This is a genomic window from Nocardia sp. NPDC047038, assembly GCF_040644075.1.
Classification (GTDB): Bacteria; Actinomycetota; Actinomycetes; order Mycobacteriales; family Mycobacteriaceae; genus Nocardia; species Nocardia sichangensis.
The window spans coordinates 14,171-38,743 of the sequence record NZ_JBEYVQ010000026.1 but is presented as its reverse complement, the minus strand read 5'-3'; the positions used below and the strand labels follow the sequence as shown (position 1 = coordinate 38,743).

Below are 24,573 nucleotides of genomic sequence, written 5' to 3'. Positions count from 1 at the left end.
CTCCCGCCGACACCCACACACCCCGAACACAACACCAGCGCCAGACCACACCAGAAGCCGACCACCCTCCCGCCGACACCCACACACCCCGAACACCAGCGCCAGACCACACCAGAAGCCGACCACCCTCCCGCCGACACCCACACCCGAACACGACACCAGCGCCAGACCACACCAGAAGCCGACCACCTTCCGCCGAGACCCACACAGCGCGCAGACGACACCAGCGCCGGACCGGATCGGGAGCCGAGCGCCGCCTCGCCGCGCCACACCTGACCGAACGATCCGGTCTGGTTTGGTTTCCGGTCACCCGGGCACGCCCTTGCCGTAGCGATGCAGGCACCGGGGGCAGACCGGAGGACGACATGGCTAATCCACCGGGCGGGCAACCGCCGGATGACCGACCGCCGCAGCCGCGACAGCCGCCCCCCGGCTCCCCGCCGCCCGAACCTGAGCAACCCCTTCCGTCGCCGGAGCCGGTGCAACCCTCCCCGCCACCCGGTCCGGGGCAACCGCCTTCACCGCTGGGTCCGGGGCAACCCCCTTCACCGCCGGGTCCGGGGCAACCCCCTTCACCGCCCGAACCCGGGCACCCCTTCCCACCACCCGGTCCGGGACAACCCTTTCCACCACCCGGTCCGGGACAACCCTTTCCACCACCCGGTCCGGGACAACCGTTCCCACCACCCGGACCGGGTTATCCACCGCCCGGGCCCGGTTATCCGCCACCCGGCTACGCGCCCGGCGGATACCCACCACAGCCCAGAAAGAGCCACACCGGCCTGATCGCCGGCTTGGTGGTGATAGTCGTGCTGGTGATCGCCGGCGCGCTGATCGCCGGGATCTTCTTGACCACGCAGGGCAAAGGTCCGCTCGCCTCGGACGAGAAGAAGATCGAGCTCGCGATCCGCGACTTCTACGAGACTCTCGACAGGCGCGGCTTCCGCGCGGCGGCCGAACAGGCGTGCGCCCGCGAACGCGCCGCGTTCGAGGCGATGACCGAGAGCGAGAAGAAGGAATTCGACAGCACCTCGGTTTCGGTCACCATCGATAGGATCGACGACATCGTCGTCACCGGGGACACCGCGACCGCGAAGGTCACCGGCAAACTCACCGTCGCGGTGCCGGGCGAGCAGCCCGATACCGAAACCAGCACGACCGAGCATCTGAAGAAAGAAGACGGCAAGTGGAAGGTCTGCTCCCCGGAGGGCACGCGCTGATCGCATGCACCCACGCATGAGTTGCTGCGGCCCCAGCCGCAGGACCGTCCTCGGCGCGCTCGGCCTCGCCGCTCTGCTCCCTCTTGCCGGTAAACCGAAACCGGTTCGCGCCCAACCGAATGCGACCATCGCGACGGATCTGGAAGTGGTGACGATCACCGACACCTCGGTGATCCTCACCTGGACCACGCTCGCGCCCGACCCGAGCGGCCGGCTGCTGCCCGTCGAGACCGACGCCCAGGTGCGGATCGGTCCCGCCGACTCGCCGCGCGCACCGGCTCAGGTCTTCGCCGACGACCACCCGACCCCTTTCCACTACGCCGAGATAGCGGGACTCGAGCCGGGCCGCGCCTACCGCTTCGAAGCCTGGTCCGCGGGCCTGCGCGCCACACCGGCGCTTTCGCTCACCACCGCCGACCCGGCCGCGCCGGAAGCGCGCGGCGAGTTCACCACCCTGGTCCCGCCGCCCGGCCGCAGGTTGCGCACGCTGGCACTGTCCAACGACGTGCACTACGGCGAGCAAGTCAGCGGGCTGATCGCGGGCGACCTGCCCCCCGGCTTCCGGCAGGGCCCCGGCCTCACGCCCTACCCCGAAGTGATGCTGACCGCGATGCTGGACGACTTGCGTCGTCCCGACCGCGCAGCCGAACTCCTGCTGCTCGCGGGCGACCTGACCGCCGAAGCCTCCGAGCAGGACACCCGCACGGTGCGGACCCGCCTCGATGCCTGGGGCACGCTCGGCCACGACTACCTGGCCGTGCGCGGCAACCACGACCGGCCGCACGTCGGCGGCGAATACGCCGGTTGCGCGCCCGCGCCCGCCGACCACCGCGACTGCTGGGCCGATGTCTTCTCCGCACGACAGGAAATGGTCGAACACGAGGTCGGCGGTCTGCGGGTGCTGGGATTGGACACCAGCCAACTCGACGGCGCGGGCGGCTCCATCGAGCGCCCGCAATTCGATCACCTCGCCGAACGCCTGCGCGCCGATCCGGACCGGCCGACGCTGGTATTCGGCCATCACCCGGTCACGACGGAGTCCGGACTGACCAACCTCGCCGGACCCGGCTTCGTGCTCGACGGACGCGACAGCGCCGAGTTGCAGGCTCTCTACACCCGCAGCCCCGGCGTCTTCCTGCAACACAGCGGCCACACCCACCGTAATCGCCGCACCAGGCCGGACGCGCCGTGCGCGGTGGAGTTCCTGGAGGTCGCCGCGGTCAAGGAGTACCCGGGCGGCTACAGCCTGCTGCGCCTCTACGAGGGCGGATACATGGTCAATTTCTACAAGACCCGCACCGAGGACGCCCGGCGCTGGAGCGCGCTCACCCGCGGCGAGTACTTCGGACTGCAGCCGGATTACACGCTCGGCACCTGCGCGGACCGCAATCACATTGCACTGCGCGACTTTTCGGGGCTGACGTAGCGTCAGCGAGAAATCCCCAGATCTGCCAGGGTTCCCGCATGTCGGACGCGGTATCTTCCTTAGGTAAGGCTCAACATATGCACGGGTAACGCGGTCGGAAGGACGAGGATGAAGCCGGTCAGATGGAAGACGATTGCCGCTGGATTGGTCCTCACCATGACGGCCATCGGCGGCACGGCTTGCTCGAATTCCTCCGACAACGCGAACGAGATCACCGTCTACAACGCGCAGCACGAATCGCTCACCAAAGAGTGGGCCGACGAGTTCACCAAGGAAACCGGCATCAAGGTGACGTTGCGCCAGGGCGGCGACACGGCGCTGGGCAACCAGCTGGTCGCCGAGGGCGCTGCCTCGCCCGCCGACGTCTTCCTCACCGAGAACTCCCCCGCCATGGCGCTGGTGGAGAACGCGGGCCTGTTCGCCGACGTGGACGCCAAGACCCTGGAGCAGGTGCCCGCGCAGTTCCGCCCGTCCACCGGCAAGTGGACCGGCGTCGCCGCGCGGTCGACGGTGTTCGTCTACAACAAGAACAAGGTCCAGCCCGGTCAGCTGCCCGCCTCGCTGTTGGATCTGGCGCAACCGCAGTGGAAGGGCCGCTGGGGCGCGGGCGTCTCCGGCGCCGACTTCCAGGCCATCGTGGCGGCCCTGCTGGCGCTGAAGGGTGAGGACGTCACCCGCGCCTGGCTGAAGGGCATGAAGGAGAACGCGACACCGTTCCCGAACAACGTCGCCACCATGAAGGCGGTCAATTCCGGCAGCCCGGACGGCGGCGTCATCTACCACTACTACTGGTACCGCGACCAGGCGAACACGAAGGAGAGCAGCGCCGACACCGCCCTGCACTACTTCAAGAACCAGGACCCGGGAGCCTTCGTCAGCGTTTCCGGCGGCGGCGTGCTGAAGGCGAGCAAGAAGCAGGAGGCGGCGCAGAAGTTCCTGGCGTTCATCGTCGGCAAGACCGGACAAGAGGTGCTGCGCGACGGCACGTCGCTGGAGTACCCGGTCGCCGCCGGAGTGGCCGCGAACCCGGCGCTGCCGCCGCTGGCCGATCTGCAGGCCCCCGCGGTCGATCCGTCCAAGCTGGACTCGAAGAAGGTCACGCAGCTGATGACCGAAGCGGGTCTGCTGTAGCCGTGGCAGTCCGGACCGTTGTCGCCGCGCCCCGGATCGGCAGGCCGGGGCCGCTGGTCACGAGCGTCGCGCTGCTGCTGGTGGCGGCGACGTTCGTGCCGCTCGGATACATCGTTTCGACGGTCTTCTCCACCGGCCTCGAGCAGGCGAAGGAGCTGGTGTTCCGGCCCAGAGTCGGTGAGCTGCTGGAGAACACGGCCGCGCTGGTGGTGTGCACCGTGCCCATCTGCGTGGCACTCGGTATCGGGCTGGCCTGGGTGGTCGAACGCACCGACGTGCCGGGGAAATCCTGGTGGGGGCCGGTTTTCGCGGCGCCGCTCGCGGTTCCGGCGTTCGTCAACAGCTATGCCTGGGTGAGCGTCTTTCCGACCATGCACGGCCTGTGGGCGGGCGTGGTGATCTCCACGATGTCCTACTTCCCGCTGGTCTATCTCCCCGCGGCGGCCACACTGCGCCGCCTGGATCCCGCGGTGGAGGAGTCGGCGCGGGCGCTGGGCTCGGGTCCGGTCGCGGTGTTCGCGCGGATCGTGCTGCCGCAGCTGCGCTTGGCGATCCTCGGTGGGGGGCTGCTCATCGGGCTGCATCTGCTCGCCGAGTACGGCGCCTTCGTGATGGTCCGGTTCGACACGTTCACCACGGCCATCTTCGAGCAGTACCAGTCCAGCTTCGCCGGTCCGGCAGGCAGCATGCTCGCCGGTGTGCTGGTGCTGTGCTGCCTGGCGCTGCTCGGGGCCGAGGCGGGGCTGCGCGGGCGGGCGCGCTACGCGCGGATCGGCAGCGGGGCGCCGCGCGCCGCGACCAGAACCCGGTTGGGCGTCGGCACGTTGCCGGTGCTGGCCGCGCTCGTCGCGGTGACGGCGGGCGCGCTGGGCGTGCCGCTGTGGACCATCGGGCGCTGGTTGCGCATCGGCGGCGCGGCGGTGTGGGATCTCACCGATATCGGCAACGCGCTCGGGCAGACGATCGGACTCGCGTCGGTCGCCGCACTGCTCACCACCCTGTGCGCGTTCCCGGTCGCGTGGATCGCGGTGCGTTCCACCTCCGCGTTCGCGCGACTGGTCGAGGGCGCCAACTACATCACCAGTTCGCTGCCGGGCATCGTGATCGCGCTGGCCATGGTGACCGTGACCATCCGGTGGGCGCCCGCGCTCTACCAGACGGCGGGCATGGTGATCGCCGCCTATCTCCTGCTGTTCCTGCCCCGCGCCCTGGTCAGCGTGCGGGCCGGGCTCGCTCAGGTGCCGGTCGGCCTGGAGGAGGCGTCCCGGTCGCTGGGCAAATCGGGGCCCGCGACGTTCTTCCTGGTCACGCTGCGTCTCGCGGCGCCGGCCGCGGCTGCCGCCGCCGCACTGGTGTTCGTCGCCGTGGCGACCGAGCTGACCGCGACGCTGCTGCTGGCGCCCAACGGAACCCGCACGCTGGCGATGCGGTTCTGGAGCCTGTCGGGCGAATTGGACTACGCGGGCGCCGCGCCGTACGCCCTGATCATGATCGTCGCCGCGGTGCCGGTGACGTACCTGCTGTTCACCAACTCGCGGAAGGCGGCCGGGATATGAGTCGCGTTGTCGTCGCCGATGTCTCGAAGACGTTCGGCCACACCCGGGTGCTCGGCGGGATCACTCTCGACGTGCCGGATCACACCGCGACCGCGGTGGTCGGGTCGTCCGGGTGCGGCAAGACCACCCTGCTGCGCGTGATCGCCGGATTCGAGTCGCCGGATGCGGGTTCGGTGTCGATCGGAACGGAAACCGTTGTCGGTGAACGGGTAACGGTACCGCCGCAGCGCCGCAACATCGGTTACGTCGCCCAGGACGGTGCGCTGTTCCCGCATCTGACCGTCGGCCAGAACATCGCCTACGGGTTGCCGGGCATGCGCCGCAACAGCCGCGGGCGGGTGCACGAACTGCTGGAGATGGTGTCGCTGGACGCGTCCTATGCCGACCGGCGACCGCATCAGCTCTCGGGCGGTCAGCAGCAGCGCGTAGCCCTGGCCCGCGCGCTGGCGCGCAAGCCGTCGGTGATGCTGTTGGACGAGCCGTTCAGCGCGCTGGACGCGGGCCTGCGCGCGACGACCAGGCAGGCGGTGGCCGACACGCTGCGCGAGGCGGGCATGACCAGCATTCTGGTGACGCACGATCAGGAGGAAGCACTCAGTTTCGCCGAGCAGGTCGCGGTGATGCGGGAGGGTCGCTTCACCCAGGTCGGAACGCCGGAAGAGGTCTACGCGACGCCGAAGGACCTGTTCACCGCGCGGTTCCTCGGCGATTGCGTGCTGTTGGACGCGGTGGTCGAGGCCGACGTGGCCAAGTGCGCGCTGGGCCGGATCCCGGTGCAGCGCGATGCCGCGTGCGGGCCGTCGACGATCATGCTGCGACCGGAACAGCTTGTCGCCCATGTCGCTTCGGAGAACGAGGCGGAGGCAGGCCGAGTGCGCGCCGTCGACTTCCGCGGCGCCGACGTCATCCTGACGATCGAACTGGACGGTTCCGGCACGCCCATTCTCGTACGCCGGGCCAGCGTCGCGGCCCCCGTCACCGGGCAGCGGGTTCGCCTGGAAGTGATCGGATCGGCGGTGGCGTATTCGGAGCCGAACCAAGCCGCCTGAAACGGGCTCGCGTCACGACCACGCGCCGCTTCCTGATGCGCCTCGGTGCTCGGCAGTGGCGTGACCGAGCACCGAGGACGTTTGGAGCGAGCGGCGGGAATTGAACCCGCGTAAACGGCTTTGCAGACCGTTGCCTAAACCACTCAGCCACGCCCGCCTCGCCCTAGATAGTGCCCGTGGGCGACGGCCCGGCCCACCATTGCGCTCACGGTGATCCGAAGCCTGGCCCGGATGCCCCCGCCCTCCTGTGGTGGCATGGAATGATCGGAACATGTCTCGGCCACGCCCGCTTCCGAACGATCCGATCGAGGAAGCCCACCGCCAGTGGGTCGGCCACGGCTGGGGGGATGTCGCCGACGGCATGGCCGCGGTGACGTCGCTGGTTCGGGCTCAGCAAATCGTGATGGCACGGGTGGACGAGGCGCTGAAACCCACGGGATTGACCTTCTCTCGCTATGAGTTGCTCCGGCTGCTCAGTTTCAGCAAAACCGGCGCGCTGCCGATGGCGAAGGCCAGCGCTCGCTTGCAGGTGCACCCAACCAGCGTCACCAACACCGTCGACCGACTGGAGGCGGCGAAGCTCGTCGAGCGGGTACCGCATCCCAGCGACCGGCGCGCTACCTTGATCGAAATCACCGATGCCGGACGCGAATTGGTGGCCAAGGCGACCGAGGAACTCAACGCGAAAGTCTTCGCGCTCCCCGGACTCCCACCGGAACGACTGCACACCCTCCTGCAACTGCTCGCCGAATTCCGACATGCCGCGGGCGACTTCGATACCGCGGAGGGAACGGCGCGCTGGTCGGCCACGGCCACAGACTAATTCGACGTACCGGTCGGTCGCATACCGCTGCCGACCGACCGAGGGATGACATTCCGGCATCCAACCGGCGAATTACCGGGCACGCCGTCTTGGCAGCGGAACGGAAAAGGTCCACCATGGAGATCATGGTGCTGGTCTTGGGTGTATCGGCGGGCGCTGGCGGCGCTCACGCGATGCTGACACACTCCGATCAGCCACACCTACCCCCGATCGATAGCTGCGAAGTGCCGCGGCGGGCGGGCGGCGGCGTCGAGGAATCGGTCCTCGAGGCGATCCGCCGGATGAACGGCGCCGCCGACCGGCGCGACGAGCTGATCTCGGGCACGGCGGTGACGTGCCGCTGTCCGCTGCACGCCGACGCCATCCGCGCAGGCGTCGGCGGCCGTGACGTGACCATCGTCGACGAACCGCTCGCCCAGCTGCGCTACCTGCGCTTCACCGGGCAACTGCCGGACAGCGGCACGGTGATCCTCTACGACCTGGGCAGCTCGGGACTGACCATCACCCACGCCGACTGCCGCACCGACACGATTCTGTCCAGCAAACGCAGCACGGTCCTCGGCGGCGACGGCTACGACGCGCTGTTGCGCTGGCGCCTGGCCCGCGACGGCGTGCTCACCGACACGCCGACCATCCGGCGTCATCGCGAAGAACTGAGCGAGGCGAGGGTGGTCACCGCGATCGACGACGGCACCGGCGACCGGGCCGTTCTCACCCGCAGCGACCTGGCCGAACTGTGCGCGGCGGGCATTCATCACTCGGTGTCGTTCGTGCGGCAGATCATCGACGAGACCGGCGTGCGACCGGAGGCCATGGTGCTGCTCGGCGGCTGCACCCGCAGTCCCAGCATTCGCGCCGAGCTGGCCGAACACATCGACCTGCCGATCGTCTACGACCCCGAACCCGACTTCGTCTCCGCGCGCGGCGCCGTGCTGCTCGCCGCGGAACGACGAGGCGGCGACGTCCGGATGGCGCGGCTACGCGCCGGAGCCACCCTGGTCCCGGCCACCGTCGACCGGCGCAAACTCATCGCGGCGGCGGCGGTCACCATCGCGCTGGGCGCCACCATCGCCGGACTGCTCGCCACGAACGAGGACGCGCCCCCGCCGGAAGGAAACAAGGTGCCCGCGAAGATCGTCGCGCCCCCCACCGGATAACCGCCCGGCCGAGCGATACGGCCGGGCGGAACCGGTGTCAGCGGTTGGTGAACTTCGCCGGGCGCTTCTCGACGAAGGCGCTCATGCCTTCCTTCTGATCCTCGATCGCGAACAGCGAGTGGAAGACTCGCCGTTCGAAGCGCAGCCCCTCGGCGAGCGTGGTCTCGAACGAGCGGTTCACCGCTTCCTTGGCGATCATGGTGACCGGCAGCGACATCCCCGCGATGGTCTCGGCGACCTCGAGGGCGGTGTCGAGCAGTTCCGCGGCGGGCACGATACGCGAGACCAATCCCGCCCGCTCGGCCTCCTCCGCGTCCATGTTGCGGCCGGTGAGCACCAGATCCATGGCCTTGGCCTTGCCGATCGCGCGGGTCAGGCGCTGTGAGCCGCCGATGCCGGGGATGACGCCCAGCTTGATCTCCGGCTGCCCGAACTTGGCGGTGTCGGCCGCGAGCAGGATGTCGCAGATCATGGCCAGCTCACAACCGCCGCCCAGCGCGTAGCCCGCCACCGCCGCGATGGTGGGCTTGCGGAACTGCGCCAGCCGGTCCCAGCGGGCGAAGTAGTCGTTCAGGAACATGTCCATGTACGACTTGGGCTGCATCTCCTTGATGTCGGCGCCCGCCGCGAAGGCGCGCTCCGAACCGGTGATCACGATGGCCCCGATCTCGTCGTCGTGCTCGAGCTCGTCGAGCGCGGCGATGACGTCGTCGAGGACCTGCGCGTTCAGCGCGTTCAGCGCCTTCGGCCGGTTCAGCGTGATCCAGCCGACCCGGCCCTTGCGTTCCAGCAGAATCGTCTCGAAGCTCACTCGGCACCCTCTTGGTCGGAACGGTCACGGATATCGGTGACGATAGCCGAGAAGTCCCGTCCGGCATCCGTCTGGTTGAAACGGTCGTAGATCGTGGCGGCGAGCAATCCGAGCTGCCCGTCGACGTTGTTGTCGCGCAACGCGTTCGCGGCCAGGCCCAAGTCCTTCGACATCAGCGCCGTCGCGAAGCCGGGCTGGTAGTCGTTGTTGGCCGGACTCGTCGGCACCGGGCCGGGGACCGGGCAGTAGCTGGTCAGCGCCCAGCTCTGGCCGGAAGCCGTGGAGACCACGTCGAAGAAGGACTGATGGCTCAGGCCCAGCTTCTCGCCCAGCACCAGCGACTCCGACAGCGCGATCATGGACACGCCGAGCAGCATGTTGTTGCAGATCTTCGCCGCCTGGCCCACGCCGGAGCCGCCGCAGTGCACGACCTTGCCGCCCATCACCTCGAGCACCGGCAGCGCGTCGGCGAAGTCCGCGGCGGCGCCGCCGACCATGAAGGTCAGCGTGCCCGCCGCCGCGCCACCGACACCACCGGAGACCGGTGCGTCCAGCGCGCGGTGCCCCGCTGCGGTGGCGCGTTCGGCCGCGACCTTGGCATCGGCCACGTCGATGGTGGAGCAGTCGATGAACAGCGTGCCCGGCGCGGCGACCGGGAGCAGCTCGGCGTACACGTCGAGGACGAGTTCGCCGTTGGGCAGCATGGTGATCACGGTCTCGGCCGCGGCGGCCTCGGTGGCCGCATCCACCACGATCGCGCCGTCGCGCCCGGCCTGCTCCCGCGCCGCGGGCACCGGGTCGAAGGCGAGCACCTCGTAGCCAGCCCGCACCAGGTTGGCCGCCATCGGCGCGCCCATGTGGCCGAGGCCGAGGAAACCGATTCGCTTGCTCATCACGCCACCTCCGGGGTCCGCAGACCCAGCTCTCGATCGCCCAACTCGGCGAAGTACGCGTCCACCCGCGCGTCCGTGACCGCATCGAGGGTCGCGGGCGACCATCGCGGATCACGATCCTTGTCGATCACCTGGGCACGAATGCCCTCGACCAGATCGTGCGACGACAGCGACGCGATGGACACCCGGTACTCCTCGTTCAGCACCGCCTCGAGACTCGGCGCGGTGCGCGCCGCCCGCAGCGAGCGCAGCGTCACCTTCAGCGCCACCGGGGATTTCGCCAGAATCTCGGTGGCCGCCGCCCGCGCGCCCGGCGCGTCGTGCGCTTGCAGCCGCGCGACGATCTCCTCCACGGAATCGGCTCCGTAGCAGGCGTCGATCCAGTCCTGCCCTGCGGCCAGCGCGGATTCCGGTGCGTCCGTGGCGAATTTGGCGATCGCGATGTCGGCGCTCTCCGTGCGCAACGTCTCCAGCAGGGCGGGCAGATGCTCGGAGGCGACGAAGTAGTCCGCGAAGCCCGCGGCGATGGCGTCGCCCGCGCTCATGCGGGCGGTGGTCAGCGCGACGTGCGTGCCGATCTCGCCCGGCGTCCGCGCGAGCAGGTAGGTGCCGCCGACGTCCGGGACGAACCCGATGCCCACCTCGGGCATGCCGATCTTGGACCGCTCGGTCACGACGCGGTGGCTGCCGTGGCCCGATAGCCCGACACCGCCGCCCATCACGATGCCGTCCATGATCACCACGTACGGCTTCGGGTAGCGGCCGATCAGGGCGTTGAGGACGTACTCGTCGCGCCAGAACCGTCCGGTGGCCGAATCTGCTGTATTCGCACCGCTTTTCGCGTCGGCGTGGATGGCGACGATGTCGCCGCCCGCGCACAGGCCGCGCTCCCCCGCGCCGGTGACCACGACGGTGCGCACCGCGTCGTCCTCGGCCCACTCGCGCAACGCGTCGGTGATGGCGAGAGCCATCGAGTGGTTCAGCGCGTTGATGGCCTTGGGCCGGTTCAGCGTGATCAGGCCGAGCCCGTCGCGCTGTTCGAGCAATACTTCTGGTTCGCTCATGCTCTGTCCTTTCCGGCATGCGCGGGTCTTTGCGTGGTCACGCTGCGCTGCCTCTTCCAGGCCTGGCCGTTCATGCCGCTCCTACCAGTGAGCGGGCGACGACCACCCGCATGATTTCGTTGGTGCCCTCGAGGATCTGGTGCACCCGCAGATCCCGGACGATCTTCTCCACGCCGTATTCGGTCAGGTAGCCGTAGCCGCCGTGCAGTTGCAGGGCCTTGTTGGCCACCTCGAAGCCCGCGTCGGTGGCGAAGCGCTTCGCCATGGCGCACAGCTCCACCTTGTCCGGCGCGTCGGCGTCCAGCGCCGCGGCGGCCCGCCACAGCAGCGTGCGGGCGGCCTCCAATTCGATGCGCATATCGGCGAGTTCGAATTGCAGCGCCGGATTCCGCAGCAACGGCTTGCCGAACGCGTGCCGCTCGGCGAGATACGGCACCGTCTTGTCCAGCGCCGCCTGCGCACCGCCGACCGAGCACGCGGCGATGTTGAGCCTGCCGCCGTTGAGCCCGTTCATCGCGATGCGGAAGCCGTCGCCCTCCGCGCCGAGGCGGTTGGCCGCGGGGACCCTGGCATCGGAGAAGATCACCTGACGGGTCGGCTGCGCGTTCCAGCCCATCTTCTTCTCGTTGGCTCCGACGGAGATGCCGGGAGTGTCGGCGGGCACGATGAACGCCGAGATCCCGCGCGCTCCCGCGTCACTGGTCCGCGCCATGACGACGTAGACGTCCGTGGCACCCGCGCCGGAGATGAACTGCTTGGCGCCGTTGAAGACGTAGTCGTCACCGTCGCGCACGGCCTTGGTGCTCAACGCCGCCGCGTCGGAGCCGACGCCCGGCTCGGTGAGCGCGTAGCTGGCCAGCAGTTCCATCGCGGTCAGCCGGGGCAGCCAGCGGTGGCGCTGTTCGTCGTCGCCGTAACGGTCGATCATCCACGTCGCCATGTTGTGGATGGAGATGTAGGCGGCGATGGCCGGGCAGCCGGTGGCCAGCTGCTCGAAGATGCGCACGGCGTCGAGCCTGCGCAGGCCCGAACCGCCCACGTCCTCGCGCACGTAGATGCCGCCGAGGCCCAGCGGGCCCGCCTTGCGCAGCACGTCTACCGGAAAATGCTTCTGCTCGTCCCATTCCAGCGCGTTCGGGGCGAGGAATTCGTCGGCGAAGCCGCGCGCGGTGTCGCGGATCGCCTTCTCGTCGTCGTCGAGTGCGAACATTCGCGTCAGTCCATCGTCGGGATGACGAACGCGTTGCTCTCCTTCAGGCCGGAGGGCCAGCGCTGCGTCACCGTCTTGGTCTTGGTGTAGAAGCGGATCGAGTCCGGCCCGTGCTGGTTCAGGTCGCCGAAGCCCGAACGCTTCCACCCGCCGAAGGTGTAGTAGGCGATCGGCACCGGAATCGGCACGTTGATCCCGACCATGCCGACCTGCACGCGCGCGGCGAAGTCACGGGCGGTGTCACCGTCCCTGGTGAAGATCGCGACGCCGTTGCCGTACTCGTGCTCGTTGGCCAGCCGCAGCCCCTCCTCGTAGTCCTTGGCGCGGACCACGCTGAGCACCGGGCCGAAGATCTCCTCGCGGTAGATCCGCATCTCCGGGGTCACCTTGTCGAACAGCGTCGCACCGACGAAGTAGCCGTTCTCGGCGCCCTCCACGACCAGGCCGCGGCCGTCCACCACCAGTTCGGCGCCCTCATCGATGCCGATCTGGACGTAGTTGTTCACCCGGTTCACGCCGTCCTGACCGACCAGCGGCCCGTAGTCGGCGCCGGGATCGTCGGAGCGGCCGACGTTGAGCTTGTGCACCCGCTCGGTCAGCTTGGCCACCAGGCGGTCGGCGGTCTCCTCGCCGACCGGGACGGCCACCGAGATGGCCATGCAGCGCTCGCCCGCGGAACCGTAGCCCGCGCCGATCAGCTGATCGGCCACGTCGTCGAGGTCGGCGTCCGGCATGACGATCGCGTGGTTCTTCGCGCCGCCGAAGCACTGAGCGCGCTTGCCGTTCGCGGTCGCGGTCTCGTAGATGTACTGCGCGATGGGGGTGGAGCCGACGAAGCCGACCGCCTTGATGCGCGGATCGTGCAGCAGCGTGTCGACGGCTTCCTTGTCGCCGTTGACCACGTTGAACACACCGGCGGGCAGACCGGCCTCGAGGAACAGCTCCGCCAGCCGCAGCGGCACCGAGGGGTCGCGCTCGGAGGGTTTGAGCACGAACGCGTTGCCGGTGGCCAGCGCGGGACCGGCCTTCCACAGCGGGATCATGGCGGGGAAGTTGAACGGCGTGATGCCCGCGACGACGCCGAGCGGCTGACGCATCGAGTACACGTCGATGCCGGTGCCCGCGCCCTCGGTGTATTCACCTTTGAGCAGGTGCGGGATGCCGGTGGCGAACTCGATGACCTCCAGGCCGCGCTGGATGTCGCCCTTCGCGTCGGCGATGGTCTTGCCGTGCTCGGACGACAGCAGGGCGGCCAGCGAGTCCATCTCGTCCTGCACCAGGGTCAGGAACTTCATCAGCACACGCGCCCGCTTCTGCGGGTTGAACGCGGCCCATTGCGGCTGCGCCGCCTCGGCGTTCGCGATGGCCGCCTCGACCTCGGACTTGCTCGCCAGCGGCACCCGCGCCTGCACCCGGCCGAGGTTGGGATCGAAGACGTCGCCAAAGTTGCCGGACGTGCCCGGCACATGCTGTCCGCCGATGAAATGGGTGAGTTCGCGAACCATGCCAGTCCTGTTCTCGTAGCGATCGGGACACCGCGGAGCGGTATGCGGTCATCCTATAGTTGGACGTCCAAGTATTGGCAGGGCGTAGGGCGCGATGTGATTCATCCCACGTATCGACGGACGACCGGCGCGGGAGCCGCAGCCTTTCGGCTTCTTCCTCACCGCGCGCGGATGGCCTACGCCTGCGATACCGGAACGGCCGGGTCGGCTTCCTTTTCCCGCCGTGGCCGCGCCAACCGGAACGCGCCCACCGCGAGCGTGATCGCGCCGATCGCCACGACCACCGCCGCGGCGCCGAGCGAGTCACCGGTCCATTCCGAGACCGCCTCCCCCGCCGCCACCGCGATGGCCACACCACCCCCGATGACGAGCACGGCCGAGCGCTGGGTCGCGTACAACGCGAAGCAGACCACCGCGATCACCGCGGTGATCCCGTAGGCCCAAGTCCGGCCGTCGATATCGAGACTCTGCGCGGCCGCGACGGAGGTGACGATCGCGATCAGGTATCCGACCCGGATATCGACCAGGGCGCCGATCCTGGTCAGCGCGAACCACCCCGCACCGAGCAGCAACACCGCCACGCAGGCCCACGTGTCGTCGAGACCGAACACTTCGGTCAACATCCCCGCGACGGCCGCGGGCACGAAGCAGGCACAGACGAGCATGCCGAGGACGGAGGGCAGCGCGAGATAACCGAGTACCGCGATCACTGCCCCCGCCGCGCATGCGAAAACCCAAGCGGCATCGGCTGCGTCGAGCGCGGTGCCGACGGATCCGGCCAGCGCGACCGAGCCCAGCGCGAACAGCGCGGCCGCCAACCTGTCGCGGGCGCTCAGCGCGCTCCTGCGGCCGGACGGCGCCCCTGCGAGCACTACTCCGCCGAGCAGCAGGCCGGCCGCCACGACGGCGAGCACGCCGACCCGGACCGGCCGGTCGAGCGCGTCCCAGGACGAGGCCGCCACCAGGGCGATCCCGCCGAACACCAGACCGGCGCCGACGTACGCGGCGATCTCGGCGAGCACCTTCCCGCGCGCGGTCGCCGCGGCCCGCTCGACGGCCAGCGCCGCGAGCACCGCGTCGGCCTGGTCGCGAGTCAGCACGCCGTCGGCGACCAGCCGTCCGATCGCGGCTTCCGCTTTGCCGTCGCTCACCATGCGCCCAGTATGTCCGAGTCCGCCGCCATGACAACACGATCGGCCACGCGAACCGATCGGCGCAGGGCCCGTCGTTCGATGAAACCGAGCGCGCACGACTCGCCGCCATCGGCTGGCGGTGTGATCGCAGTCACCGTAGAATTAGTTTGACGTCCTAGTATCGGGCGACAATGGAATCCCCGGAGGAATCCCAGTGGCCGACAGCAGCGCGCTCTACACGCCCACCCATCCCGTTCGCTTCGTCACCTCGGCGGCCCTGTTCGACGGGCACGACGCGGCGATCAACATCATGCGCCGCATCCTGCAGAGCCAAGGGGCGGAGGTGATCCATCTCGGTCACAACCGCTCGGTCAGCGAGGTGGTCGACGCCGTGCTCACCGAAGACGCCCAAGGCGTCGCGGTCAGCTCCTATCAGGGCGGCCACGTCGAGTACTTCGAATATCTCGCGGACGCCCTGCGGAAAGCCGGAGCCGAGCACGTGCGGATCTTCGGCGGTGGCGGTGGCGTGATCGTGGCGGAGGAGATCGCCCGACTGGCCGCGTCCGGCGTGACCATCTTCTCTCCCGAAGACGGACAGCGACTCGGCCTGCCCGGCATGATCAATCAGCTCATCCGCGCCTGCGACGTCGACCTCGCGGCCGAGCCGCCGGTGCTCGACGCGGTGCTCGCGGGCGAGCGCGCCGCCCTCGCGCGCATCATCACCTGTCTGCAAGCGGACGCGCTGCCGGAGGCCGACCGGCGGAAACTGGCCGAGACCGCGTCGGCGCGAACCGTGCCGGTGCTCGGCATCACCGGGACGGGCGGCTCCGGAAAGTCCTCGCTCACCGACGAATTGGTGCGCAGGCTGCGCTCGGACCAGCAGGACAAGGTGCGGGTCGCGATTCTCGCGGTCGACCCGACCCGGCGGCGCGGGGGCGGCGCGCTGCTCGGCGACCGCATCCGCATGAACGCCCTCGACGGCGAACACGTCTTCTTCCGGTCGCTGGCCACCCGCGGCGGACACGAACTGCCCGACAACATCGATCTCATCGTGGCCGCCTGCAAGGCAGCGGGATACGACCTGGTGATCCTCGAAACGCCCGGCATCGGCCAGGGCGACGCCGCGGTGATCGACCACGTCGACGTGTCGATGTACGTGATGACGCCCGAGTTCGGCGCCGCCTCCCAGCTGGAGAAGATCGACATGCTGGACTACGCGGACGTGGTGGCGATCAACAAGTTCGAGCGCCGCGGCGCCGCGGACGCGCTGCGGGACGTGGCCAGGCAGCTGATCCGCAACCGCGAGGAGTTCCACGCCGCGCCGCAGGACATGCCGGTCTTCGGCACCAGCGCGGCGACGTTCAACGACGACGGGGTGACGGCGCTCTACCAGCACCTGACCGGACTGCTCGCGAACCACGGCCTGCGGCTGGAGCCCGGCGCGCTGCCCCGGGTGGACACCCGCGCGTCCACCAGGTTCGCCCAGCTCATCCCGCCCGCACGGGTGCGCTACCTGGCCGAGATCGCCGAGACCGTGCGCGACTACCACGCCGAGACCGCCGCGCAGGTCGTCGCCGCGCAACGGCTGCAACGACTCGAGCAGGTGGCGCTCGAACTGCCGGACGACATCGCCGTGGCCGAACTGGCCGAACGCGCCCGCGCCGACCTCACCCCCGCGAACGCCGCACTGCTGGCCGAGTGGCCCGCCCTCGCCGAATCCTACCGCGGAGAAGAACAGGTGGTCCGGGTGCGGGACCGGGAGATACACACTCCGCTGCGCCGGGAGACCCTGTCGGGCAGCTCGATTCCGCGCGTCGCCCTGCCCCGCTTCACCGATCACGGTGAGCTGCTGCGTTTCCTGCGCGCCGAGCATCTGCCGGGGCGCTTCCCCTTCACCGCCGGAGTGTTCCCGTTCAAACGCGACAACGAGGACCCGGCCCGGATGTTCGCGGGTGAGGGCGATCCGTTCCGCACCAACCGCCGGTTCAAGGTGCTCAGCGAGCACTCCGACGCGAAAAGGCTGTCCACGGCGTTCGATTCGGTCACGCTCTACGGGCACGATCCCGCCGAGCGGCCCGATATCTACGGCAAGGTCGGCACCTCCGGCGTGTCGATCGCCTCGCTCGACGACATGGAAGTGCTCTACGACGGTTTCGACCTGACCGCGCCGACCACCTCGGTCTCGATGACGATCAACGGTCCGGCGCCGACCATCCTGGCCTACTTCCTCAACACCGCGATCGATCAGGCGCTGGAACGCTTCACCGCGGAGCAGGGACGGCCGCCGACCGACGCCGAAGCGGCCGACCTGCGAGCCCGCACGCTGGCCACGGTGCGCGGCACGGTGCAGGCCGACATCCTCAAGGAGGACCAAGGCCAGAACACCTGCATCTTCTCCACCGAATTCAGCCTGCGCATGATGGCCGACATCCAGGAATGGTTCGTGCGCAACGGCGTACGCAATTTCTACTCGGTGTCGATCTCCGGCTACCACATCGCCGAGGCGGGCGCGAACCCGATCAGCCAGCTGGCCTTCACCCTGGCGAACGGATTCACCTATGTCGAGGCGTATCTCGCGCGCGGCATGCACATCGATGACTTCGCGCCGAACCTGTCCTTCTTCTTCTCCAACGGGATGGATCCGGAGTATTCGGTGATCGGCCGGGTGGCCCGCCGCATCTGGGCCGTGGCCATGCGGGACCGTTACGGCGCCAACGAGCGGTCGCAGAAGCTGAAGTACCACATCCAGACCTCCGGCCGGTCGCTGCACGCGCAAGAGATGAATTTCAACGACATCCGCACCACGTTGCAGGCGCTGATCGCGATCTACGACAACTGCAACAGCCTGCACACCAACGCCTACGACGAGGCGGTCACCACCCCGACCGAGGAATCGGTGCGGCGCGCGCTGGCCATCCAGCTGATCATCAACCGAGAGTGGGGCGTCGCGATGAACGAGAACCCGCTACAGGGCAGCTTCCTCATCGATGAGCTCACCGATCTGGTCGAGGAGGCGGTGCTCACCGAGTTCGAGCGGATCAGCGAACGCGGCGGCGTGCTCGGCGCGATGGAGACCGGTTATCAGCGCGGCAAGATCCAGGACGAGTCGATGCGCTACGAACAGCGCAAGCACGACGGGTCGCTGCCCATCATCGGGGTGAACACCTTCCGCAACTCCCACGAGGAGCCGCACCGGGAGCTGGAACTGGCGCGCGGCACCGAAGCGGAGAAGCAGTCGCAGCTACGCCGGGTGCGTGAGTTCCAGCAGCGCAACCGGGACGCCGCCCATGCCGCACTCGCCCGGCTCGAAGCGGTCGCCCGCACCGACGACAACATTTTCGAGGTGCTGATGGACGCCGCCCGCGTGTGCACGTTGCAGCAGATCACCGACACGTTCTTCACCGTCGGAGGTCAGTACCGCCGCAACGTGTGAGTCTTTTGCGCGCCGTGTTGAGCCCGTCGCTCGCTCGGGTTTCGAGCAGCCGGATGCCCGGGTGGCCCGGTTCGCGCTGGCGGACCGGGTTCGCCCGCGGATCCGGCGGAACCCGCCGTGCCGACTCGGCGGGCGCGGATTCCGAACTCACCGCGCGCCGGGCATGTGACAATCGCCGAGCAAACCTTCGGCGCGGTTGGGGACGGCAGACATGGACCTCTCGGGAATCCGGATCATCGACGCACACATCCACCAGTGGGATCCGTTCGGCACACCCCGGGATTTCAGCGCCCTGGCGAAGCTGTTCCGGCTGTTGCCGGTCCCGGTGGACGTCGCGAAGCGTCTCGCGCCGCGCCGGGACCGGGAATTCGTCGGTGACCCCGTCGCCTACCTGCGGCCCTACCTTCCGTTCGACTACCGCGCCGACGCCGGGAACGCGCCGGTGGAGGTGGTCGCGCACATCGAAGTCGAATGGTCGCAACCGGGACCGCTCGGGAAAGCCGGGGAAACCGCCTGGGTGGCCGGGCTGCCGCTGGAAGCGGCGCCACGGCTCGGCGCGATCCTCGCGGGCGGCGATCCGGCCGACCCCCGGTTCGGGGAGCTCCTCGACGCGCACGCGGCCGCCTCGCCGCTACTGCGCGGTATCCGCACCATGGTCGCCCACCATCCCGATCCCGGTGTTCGGTCGTTCACCGACGCGCCCGGCAAGCTCGCGACCAAGGAATTCCTGGACGGCTTCGCGCGGCTGGCCGAGCGCGGCCTGTCGTTCGAAGCCTGGGTGTACTCGCACGCCATTCCCGACGTCACCGCGCTGGCCGAACGCTATCCCGAAGTGCCGATCGTGCTGAACCACCTCGGCACGCCCGCGGGGATCTTCGGGGCGGTGGGCAAGCACACCGGCACCAATCCCGGGCTGCGCAGGCAGTTGCTGGTGCGGTGGCGCGACGATCTCGCCGCACTGGCCGCGCGCCCGAACGTGGTCGCGAAGGTGAGCGGGCTGATGATGCCGATCCTCGGCCATCCGATCCCGCCGCGCGGCACGCCGACGCCGGTGCCGCAGCTGCTCGATCGGATCGGTCCGCTGGTCGAACACGCCTTGGACGTCTTCGGCGCGGACCGTCTCATCTGGGGGTCGAACTTCCCGGTGGACAAGCCGGTCACCAGCATCGCGAACAGCATCGAGGCGATCGCGACCGCCGTCACCGGCCACGGCGGCGATCCGACCGAACTCGAGCAGGTCTTCCGGACCACCGCGCAGCGGGTGTACCGGATCGCCGACTGAGCCGGTTGTCGGTGCCCGCGGCGCCGACCGCACGGACGAGTTCTGCGTGATCGTGCCCGCCAGCGGCACCGGTGACCTCGCGGGCATCACGGGCACGGGCGGACTGCACGTGGACGCCGACGGCACGCACCGCATCTGGTTCGACTACGAATTGGGTTGAGCCGCCCGAGCCAGTTGCGCGGTGAGGGTATCGCGGGCGGTCGCCAATGACGGCCCGTACCAGGTGAGGGCGCGGCCCTCCACCAGCGCGACCGGGATGTCCGGAAACGCTTCTGGCCCATCGGTTTCGGTGAAGACATAGGGTTCGTCGGGAAGCACCGCGAGGTCGACGCCTTCGATCAATTCGGCCTGCGTGACGCGCGGATAGCGGTCGGGGCGATCGGCATGCACCAGCCGCAGGCCCAAACGGCGAGCGATGTCGCCGGTGAAGGTGTTCCGTCCGACCACCATCCACGGGTCGCGCCAGACCGGGATGACGGCGGCGCGCGCCGGCTCGGGCGGTGGTGCGGCCCAAACGGATCGGGCCTCGGTGAGCCAGGCGGGCGAGTCGACGCCGAGCGCCTCCACGCAGAGCCGGGTTAGGGAGGCCATGGCCTCGTCGACGGTCTCTATCTCGGTAACCCACACCGGAATTCCCGCCGCGCGCAGGCGTTCGACGTCGAGGCGGCGGTTCTCCTCCTTGTTGCACAGCACCAGGTCGGGGGCGAGTTCGACGATCCGGCGGACATCCGGGTTCTTGGTCCCCCGGACGCGCTCGACCACGAGATCGGCTGGGTGCGTGCACCATTGCGTGGCGGCGACGAGGACTTCCGGACAAGTGCGCGCCACCGCCTCGGTCAGCGACGGAACGAGCGACACCACCCGGCGCGGGGGTGTGCGGAGATCCACCGGAGTACCGAGGTCGTCGCGGGGCGACCCGGCCGCTGGGCTCTTTCCTGCCACGCTGTCAGCCTATAACAGAAGATTCACGCAGGTGGGCGGCCTTTTCTGGACGAAGCGAGACCAGCCGCGACGATCGGGCCACGCCGGGAGAGATGCGGCAAGTGCGGTGCAAGGGCAGCATCCGGGCGTGGCTGGGGCAGTTCCGCGCGGGGTTGAACGGCGCGACACTGAATAACGGCACCCGGCGTCGGGAAGTCTCCGGTCCCTTCGCTCCGCCGGTATCGATCCCGCCCCGACAGACCGGCGGTAACCGACAGCCCCGATGCTGGGTGCCAACCAACGTCAGCGGTCGAACCGCCGATAGAGCGCGGTGAGATCGCGCAGACCGGTCGCGGCGACCGTCTCGTCCGCCGAGGTCATCCGCAGCGCCTTACGGAGCAGCAGCGGATCCAAATCCTCCGGCGCAGCCCGGAATTCGACCGCGGGCAAGTCCGGCAGCGAAACGCGCTCACCGTACGGATCGTCGGAAACGGTGGGTCTCGGCTCGCGCTCGATGCCCCCGATCAGCGTGTCCAGGTCGAGTCCGCGCAGGGTCAGGATCTCGCGCGGGTGTTCGTCGAGCCGCTCGGCCAGCAGGTAGCAGACCGCCGCCACATGCTTGCACGGCCAGCCCGGGTCCGGGCAGCTGCAGGTGAAATCAAGGTCCGCCGCGGTGCTCGGCAGCAGCAGCGGCCCCAGCCCGGTGGGCAACGCCCCCGAGGCGATCTCGGCGAGCATGCCCGGCGCCGAGCGAATGGTTTCGATGAGCAATTCGAGTTCGTCCTCGCGCATCGGGCGCACGGTGAACACCGCCGTGAACGGACGCGGTTGGCTGCCTTGCACTTCCGCCGTCACCGCGCCCGGCTCGATCCGGTAGTTCACCACCTGGCCGGATCGGGCGTAGTTGCGACCGCGCGCCAGCCGCCCCGGCTCCGCCATTCGCTCGACCGATTCCACCAGCGCCCTGCCCCACCAGGTGCGCCCGAAACCGCCTCGTCTGCTGCGGGCTTCCACTCCGCCGCGCACCGGCAGCTTCTTCCCGTACTCGGAGTAGTCGACGAACGGACTCATTCGCCCACCGCCGCCGCACCCAGGGCGAACAAGTCGCGCAATTCGTCGGTGCTCAGTTCGGTGATCCAGTTCTCCCCCGCGCCGACGGCCAGATCGGCGAGCTGCCGCTTGCCGTTGATCATCTCGTCGATCCGCTCCTCGATCGTGTCCACGCACACCAGCTTGCGCACCTGCACGTTGCGCTGCTGGCCGATCCGGAAGGCGCGGTCGGTGGCCTGGTTCTCCACCGCGGGATTCCACCAGCGATCCAGGTGGACCACGTGATTGGCAGCGGTGAGATTGAGCCCGGTGCCACCCGCCTTGAGCGACAACAACATCAGCGGCGGTCCGTCCGGCGCCTGGAAGCCGGTGACCATCGCGTCGCGCTTCTTCTTCGGCACGCCGCCGTGCAGGAACGGGATCGCCGCGCCGAACCGCTCGGCCAGATAGGGCGCGACCAGCTCGCCGAATTCCCGGAATTGGGTGAACAGCAGCGCCTTCTCACCGTCGGCCAGCACCGCGTCCACCACGTCCTCGACGAGGGCGAGCTTGCCGGAGCGATGTGCCCCTCGGTGCAGCACACTCGACCCGTCGCCCAGGAAATGCGCGGGATGGTTGCACACCTGCTTGAGCCGGGTGAGCGCACCGAGCACGGCGCCCTTGCGCGCCATGCCCTTCGCGTCCTTGATCTTGGCCAGCATGTCGTCCACGACCGCCTGGTACAGCGAGGCCTGCTCGACGGTGAGGTTGGCCCGCACGGTCATCTCCAGCTTCTCGGGCAGGTCGCTGATCACCGTGGGGTCGGTCTTCACCCGGCGCAGCACGAACGGCTGGGTCAGCCAGCGCAGGCGACTGATCGCGTTCTGGTCGCGCTCGCGTTCGATGGGCACCGCGAAGCGGGCGCGGAAGGACTGCGGACTGCCGAGCACCTTCGGCACCGCGAAATCCATGATGGAACGCAGCTCTTCCAACCGGTTCTCCACCGGAGTGCCGGTGAGCGCCAATCGATGTCGCGCGCGCAGCGACCGCGCCGCCCGCGCCTGCCGCGTCCCCGCGTTCTTGATGTGCTGCGCTTCGTCCAGTACGACGCGGTCCCAGTGCTGTCTACCGAGTTCCCCGGCGTCGCGCGCCAGCAGAGCGTAGGTGGTGATCACCAGATCCGCGGCGGCGACCGTCTCGTCGAGTTCGGCGCCCACCCGCCGGCCCGCGCCGTGATGCACCCACACCCGCAGGTCGGGCGCGAACCGCTCCGCCTCGCGCTGCCAGTTGCCGACCACCGACATCGGGCACACCAGCAAGGTCGGTCCCGGCGGCGCCGGCTCGGACGTCGCGTTCTCGCGCTCGTGCACCAGCAGGGCGAGCACCTGGACGGTCTTGCCGAGTCCCATGTCGTCGGCCAGGATCGCCCCGCAACTCATCCGGCTCATGGTCGCCAGCCAGGCCAGGCCGCGTTCCTGGTAGGGGCGCAGCTCGGCCTTCAACCCGACGGGCGCGGCGACCGCTTCCGGCTGCCGAGCGCGGTCGAGCAGGTCCCCCGCCCATCCCGAGGCCGTGACCTCGGTGATCGGCACCTGGGGCACCCGGGAGACCGCGATCTCGCCGAGCATGTCCGCGAAGGTGATCGGCGAGTCGTCGGCGTGCGCGGCGACGTACTTGGCCGCGGCGGCCAGCGCCTTGTGATCGGCCTGCACCCATTGACCGCGCAACTTGACGAGATCGGATTTGGCGCGCACCAGGCGTTCCATCTCGGCCGTGGTCAGCACCATGCCGCCGAGCGCGAGTTCCCAGCGGTAGGACACCAGGCCGGGCAGACCGACCGTGCTCTCCGCGGCGGGCACCGCGCTCTCCACCCGCAACCGCATGCTCGGCTCGGCGACACTCCAGGCGCGCGGGAGCAGCAGTTGGACCCCCACCGCATGCAGGGCGTGCACGCCGTGCGCGACCAGGTCGAGCACCACTTCGGTAGGCAACAGCAGATCCATGCTGCGCGGATCGCTCGGCAGGTCACGCAGCCTCGGATATGCCCGCTGGGCCGCGCCGAGCTTGTCCACCGCGATCCGGACCAGATTCGGGTCCTCGTGCAGCGGAACGGTTCTGGGCGCCTCACCGGTGAGCCGCAGGCACACCTCCAGCCGCCACAACGCCACCGACTCGTCGGCGAGACCGACTTCGCCGTCCGGTTCCAGCAGACGCAGCACCAGTTCCGGCTCGTCACCGGTCAGGCTGGCCCGCCAGCCCTCGAGCACCTCGGCGACCTGATAGCTGCCGTTGTCCAGCGGAATGTCGCCGACCAGGGCGGCCACCAGGGGATGCGGCGAGTCCGGCAGGTCGGCCAGTGACCGCGCGATCGGGTCGGTGAGTTCGGTGACCAGGTCCTCGAGCAGCGCTGCCGGACGCCCGGCCACCCGCAGCGCCTCCGGCATGGCGACCGCCAGCTCGGCCAGCCAAGCCCGCTGCCGCTCCCCGCCGACCAGCCGCCAGCGCACCCACCACTGGCCGTCCTCCCTGCGCAGGTCCGGCACGACACGCCCGGCGCGCACCCAGCGTTCGATGCCGCCCGCGACATGCGCCAGATACCGCAGATCCCCCGCCACCAAGTCGGCGGGCAACCGCTGCCGGAGGGCCTCCGCTGCGGCGACCGGGGCCAGCGCGTGCGCGCGGACCTGCTCGGTCCCGGCGATCCCGTGCTCGACGACCAGGACCTCGGCCCGGTGCCGGAACTTCGACGCGCGCAGCGCGCTGCCCAGCGGATCCGGAAGCTCGGCGGACGTCGCGGCGACCGGCGAGTCGTGCCAGAGCAGCAACCCGGCACCCGGCGACCACAGTCCGTGCAGCATCACCCCATCCAAGCAGGCGGGTGCGACACGGCCGCGCACACCGTGCCCCGACCGTTGTGGATTTCTGCGCCC

Annotated in this window: 19 protein-coding genes, 1 tRNA gene and 1 pseudogene; 11 read left to right on the top strand and 10 right to left on the bottom strand. The window is 69.4% G+C overall.

All coding sequences use genetic code 11. From position 1 onward, the window contains the following. From ABZ824_RS37545 to ABZ824_RS37520, 6 genes and pseudogenes are all read left to right on the top strand, one after another. A pseudogene (locus ABZ824_RS37545) lies at positions 1 to 276 on the top strand (hypothetical protein); the annotation flags it as partial. A 533-nt stretch (positions 277 to 809) separates the two neighbouring features. Continuing rightward, positions 810 to 1,220: a hypothetical protein gene (locus ABZ824_RS37540; protein WP_355073670.1), complete on the top strand. Its 411-nt coding sequence runs from the start codon at positions 810 to 812 to the stop codon at positions 1,218 to 1,220. Positions 1,221 to 1,236: 16 nt separating this feature from the next. Further along, positions 1,237 to 2,646, top strand: coding sequence for a metallophosphoesterase (locus ABZ824_RS37535; RefSeq protein WP_356969410.1), 1,410 nt, complete (start codon positions 1,237 to 1,239; stop codon positions 2,644 to 2,646). A 108-nt stretch (positions 2,647 to 2,754) separates the two neighbouring features. Then, positions 2,755 to 3,777, top strand: a complete 1,023-nt coding sequence (locus tag ABZ824_RS37530; protein WP_355073667.1) for an iron ABC transporter substrate-binding protein — start codon at positions 2,755 to 2,757, stop codon at positions 3,775 to 3,777. Positions 3,778 to 3,779: 2 nt separating this feature from the next. Next, positions 3,780 to 5,333: an iron ABC transporter permease gene (locus tag ABZ824_RS37525; protein WP_356969407.1), complete on the top strand. Its 1,554-nt coding sequence runs from the start codon at positions 3,780 to 3,782 to the stop codon at positions 5,331 to 5,333. Next, positions 5,330 to 6,382, top strand: a complete 1,053-nt coding sequence (locus tag ABZ824_RS37520; RefSeq protein ID WP_356969405.1) for an ABC transporter ATP-binding protein — start codon at positions 5,330 to 5,332, stop codon at positions 6,380 to 6,382. Before ABZ824_RS37525 ends, ABZ824_RS37520 begins: the two co-directional genes overlap by 4 nt. 82 nt (positions 6,383 to 6,464) lie before the next feature. Here the strand turns inward: ABZ824_RS37520 and ABZ824_RS37515 are convergent. Further along, positions 6,465 to 6,539, bottom strand: a tRNA-Cys gene (locus tag ABZ824_RS37515). Between the two features lie 114 nt (positions 6,540 to 6,653). Here ABZ824_RS37515 and ABZ824_RS37510 point away from each other — a divergent pair. Together ABZ824_RS37510 and ABZ824_RS37505 are read left to right on the top strand one after the other, a co-directional pair. Next, complete coding sequence (locus tag ABZ824_RS37510) at positions 6,654 to 7,205, top strand: MarR family transcriptional regulator (protein WP_356969403.1); 552 nt, start codon at positions 6,654 to 6,656, stop codon at positions 7,203 to 7,205. 125 nt (positions 7,206 to 7,330) lie between these two features. Then, positions 7,331 to 8,362, top strand: a complete 1,032-nt coding sequence (locus ABZ824_RS37505; RefSeq protein WP_355073649.1) for an Hsp70 family protein — start codon at positions 7,331 to 7,333, stop codon at positions 8,360 to 8,362. A gap of 37 nt (positions 8,363 to 8,399) precedes the next feature. Here ABZ824_RS37505 and ABZ824_RS37500 read toward each other — a convergent pair whose 3' ends face one another. From ABZ824_RS37500 to ABZ824_RS37475, 6 genes are all read right to left on the bottom strand, one after another. After that, positions 8,400 to 9,173 (bottom strand): enoyl-CoA hydratase, encoded by a 774-nt coding sequence (locus tag ABZ824_RS37500; protein ID WP_355073647.1) that lies wholly within the window; start codon positions 9,171 to 9,173, stop codon positions 8,400 to 8,402. Then, entirely contained in the window at positions 9,170 to 10,066 is an 897-nt protein-coding gene (gene mmsB, locus ABZ824_RS37495; protein ID WP_356969401.1) for a 3-hydroxyisobutyrate dehydrogenase, read from the bottom strand. The genes ABZ824_RS37500 and mmsB overlap by 4 nt, the downstream gene beginning before the upstream one ends. Then, positions 10,066 to 11,130 (bottom strand): enoyl-CoA hydratase/isomerase family protein, encoded by a 1,065-nt coding sequence (locus ABZ824_RS37490; RefSeq protein WP_356969399.1) that lies wholly within the window; start codon positions 11,128 to 11,130, stop codon positions 10,066 to 10,068. Before ABZ824_RS37490 ends, mmsB begins: the two co-directional genes overlap by 1 nt. Positions 11,131 to 11,200: 70 nt before the next feature. Next, a complete protein-coding gene (locus ABZ824_RS37485; RefSeq protein ID WP_356969397.1) occupies positions 11,201 to 12,340 on the bottom strand; it encodes an acyl-CoA dehydrogenase family protein in 1,140 nt (379 codons plus the stop codon). Positions 12,341 to 12,345: 5 nt separating this feature from the next. Then, positions 12,346 to 13,845, bottom strand: a complete 1,500-nt coding sequence (locus ABZ824_RS37480) for a CoA-acylating methylmalonate-semialdehyde dehydrogenase (RefSeq protein WP_356969395.1) — start codon at positions 13,843 to 13,845, stop codon at positions 12,346 to 12,348. 176 nt (positions 13,846 to 14,021) lie between these two features. Then, a complete protein-coding gene (locus ABZ824_RS37475; RefSeq protein ID WP_356969393.1) occupies positions 14,022 to 14,999 on the bottom strand; it encodes a hypothetical protein in 978 nt (325 codons plus the stop codon). A 193-nt stretch (positions 15,000 to 15,192) separates the two neighbouring features. On the opposite strand from ABZ824_RS37475, the gene icmF reads away from it, so the two are divergent. The 3 genes from icmF (at position 15,193) to ABZ824_RS37460 (ending at position 19,853) form a co-directional block, all read left to right on the top strand. After that, the gene (gene icmF / locus ABZ824_RS37470; RefSeq protein ID WP_356969391.1) at positions 15,193 to 18,411 is read left to right on the top strand and encodes a fused isobutyryl-CoA mutase/GTPase IcmF; all 3,219 of its coding nucleotides are present in this window, start codon (positions 15,193 to 15,195) and stop codon (positions 18,409 to 18,411) included. Between the two features lie 211 nt (positions 18,412 to 18,622). Next, the gene (locus ABZ824_RS37465; RefSeq protein WP_356969389.1) at positions 18,623 to 19,693 is read left to right on the top strand and encodes an amidohydrolase family protein; all 1,071 of its coding nucleotides are present in this window, start codon (positions 18,623 to 18,625) and stop codon (positions 19,691 to 19,693) included. A gap of 46 nt (positions 19,694 to 19,739) precedes the next feature. Continuing rightward, positions 19,740 to 19,853 carry a DUF3224 domain-containing protein gene (locus ABZ824_RS37460; RefSeq protein ID WP_356969387.1) on the top strand — a complete coding sequence of 38 codons (114 nt, stop codon included), beginning with the start codon at positions 19,740 to 19,742 and terminating at the stop codon, positions 19,851 to 19,853. Here the strand turns inward: ABZ824_RS37460 and ABZ824_RS37455 are convergent. The 3 genes from ABZ824_RS37455 to ABZ824_RS37445 all read right to left on the bottom strand — a co-directional run bounded on the left by ABZ824_RS37455 (position 19,838) and on the right by ABZ824_RS37445 (position 24,501). After that, the gene (locus tag ABZ824_RS37455) at positions 19,838 to 20,635 is read right to left on the bottom strand and encodes a helical backbone metal receptor (protein WP_356969386.1); all 798 of its coding nucleotides are present in this window, start codon (positions 20,633 to 20,635) and stop codon (positions 19,838 to 19,840) included. The two genes, ABZ824_RS37460 and ABZ824_RS37455, sit on opposite strands and share 16 nt — an antisense overlap. Before the next feature lie 282 nt (positions 20,636 to 20,917). Further along, on the bottom strand, positions 20,918 to 21,685 hold the full coding sequence (locus ABZ824_RS37450) for an SWIM zinc finger family protein (RefSeq protein WP_356969384.1): 768 nt from the start codon (positions 21,683 to 21,685) through the stop codon (positions 20,918 to 20,920). Next, positions 21,682 to 24,501 (bottom strand): DEAD/DEAH box helicase, encoded by a 2,820-nt coding sequence (locus ABZ824_RS37445; protein ID WP_356969382.1) that lies wholly within the window; start codon positions 24,499 to 24,501, stop codon positions 21,682 to 21,684. Before ABZ824_RS37445 ends, ABZ824_RS37450 begins: the two co-directional genes overlap by 4 nt. Between the last annotated feature and the right edge of the window lie 72 nt (positions 24,502 to 24,573).

Bases quoted from the DNA above. Each gene is read 5' to 3' on its own strand.
- ABZ824_RS37520 (WP_356969405.1), top strand. From the start codon at position 5,330: ATGAGTCGCGTTGTCGTCGCCGATGTCTCGAAGACGTTCGGCCACACC.
- ABZ824_RS37480 (WP_356969395.1), bottom strand. From the start codon at position 13,845: ATGGTTCGCGAACTCACCCATTTCATCGGCGGACAGCATGTGCCGGGC.
- ABZ824_RS37445 (WP_356969382.1), bottom strand. From the start codon at position 24,501: ATGCTGCACGGACTGTGGTCGCCGGGTGCCGGGTTGCTGCTCTGGCAC.
- ABZ824_RS37450 (WP_356969384.1), bottom strand. From the start codon at position 21,685: ATGAGTCCGTTCGTCGACTACTCCGAGTACGGGAAGAAGCTGCCGGTG.
- ABZ824_RS37510 (WP_356969403.1), top strand. From the start codon at position 6,654: ATGTCTCGGCCACGCCCGCTTCCGAACGATCCGATCGAGGAAGCCCAC.
- ABZ824_RS37505 (WP_355073649.1), top strand. From the start codon at position 7,331: ATGGTGCTGGTCTTGGGTGTATCGGCGGGCGCTGGCGGCGCTCACGCG.
- ABZ824_RS37530 (WP_355073667.1), top strand. From the start codon at position 2,755: ATGAAGCCGGTCAGATGGAAGACGATTGCCGCTGGATTGGTCCTCACC.
- ABZ824_RS37535 (WP_356969410.1), top strand. From the start codon at position 1,237: ATGAGTTGCTGCGGCCCCAGCCGCAGGACCGTCCTCGGCGCGCTCGGC.
- ABZ824_RS37475 (WP_356969393.1), bottom strand. From the start codon at position 14,999: ATGGTGAGCGACGGCAAAGCGGAAGCCGCGATCGGACGGCTGGTCGCC.
- ABZ824_RS37465 (WP_356969389.1), top strand. From the start codon at position 18,623: ATGGACCTCTCGGGAATCCGGATCATCGACGCACACATCCACCAGTGG.
- ABZ824_RS37485 (WP_356969397.1), bottom strand. From the start codon at position 12,340: ATGTTCGCACTCGACGACGACGAGAAGGCGATCCGCGACACCGCGCGC.
- mmsB (WP_356969401.1), bottom strand. From the start codon at position 10,066: ATGAGCAAGCGAATCGGTTTCCTCGGCCTCGGCCACATGGGCGCGCCG.
- ABZ824_RS37490 (WP_356969399.1), bottom strand. From the start codon at position 11,130: ATGAGCGAACCAGAAGTATTGCTCGAACAGCGCGACGGGCTCGGCCTG.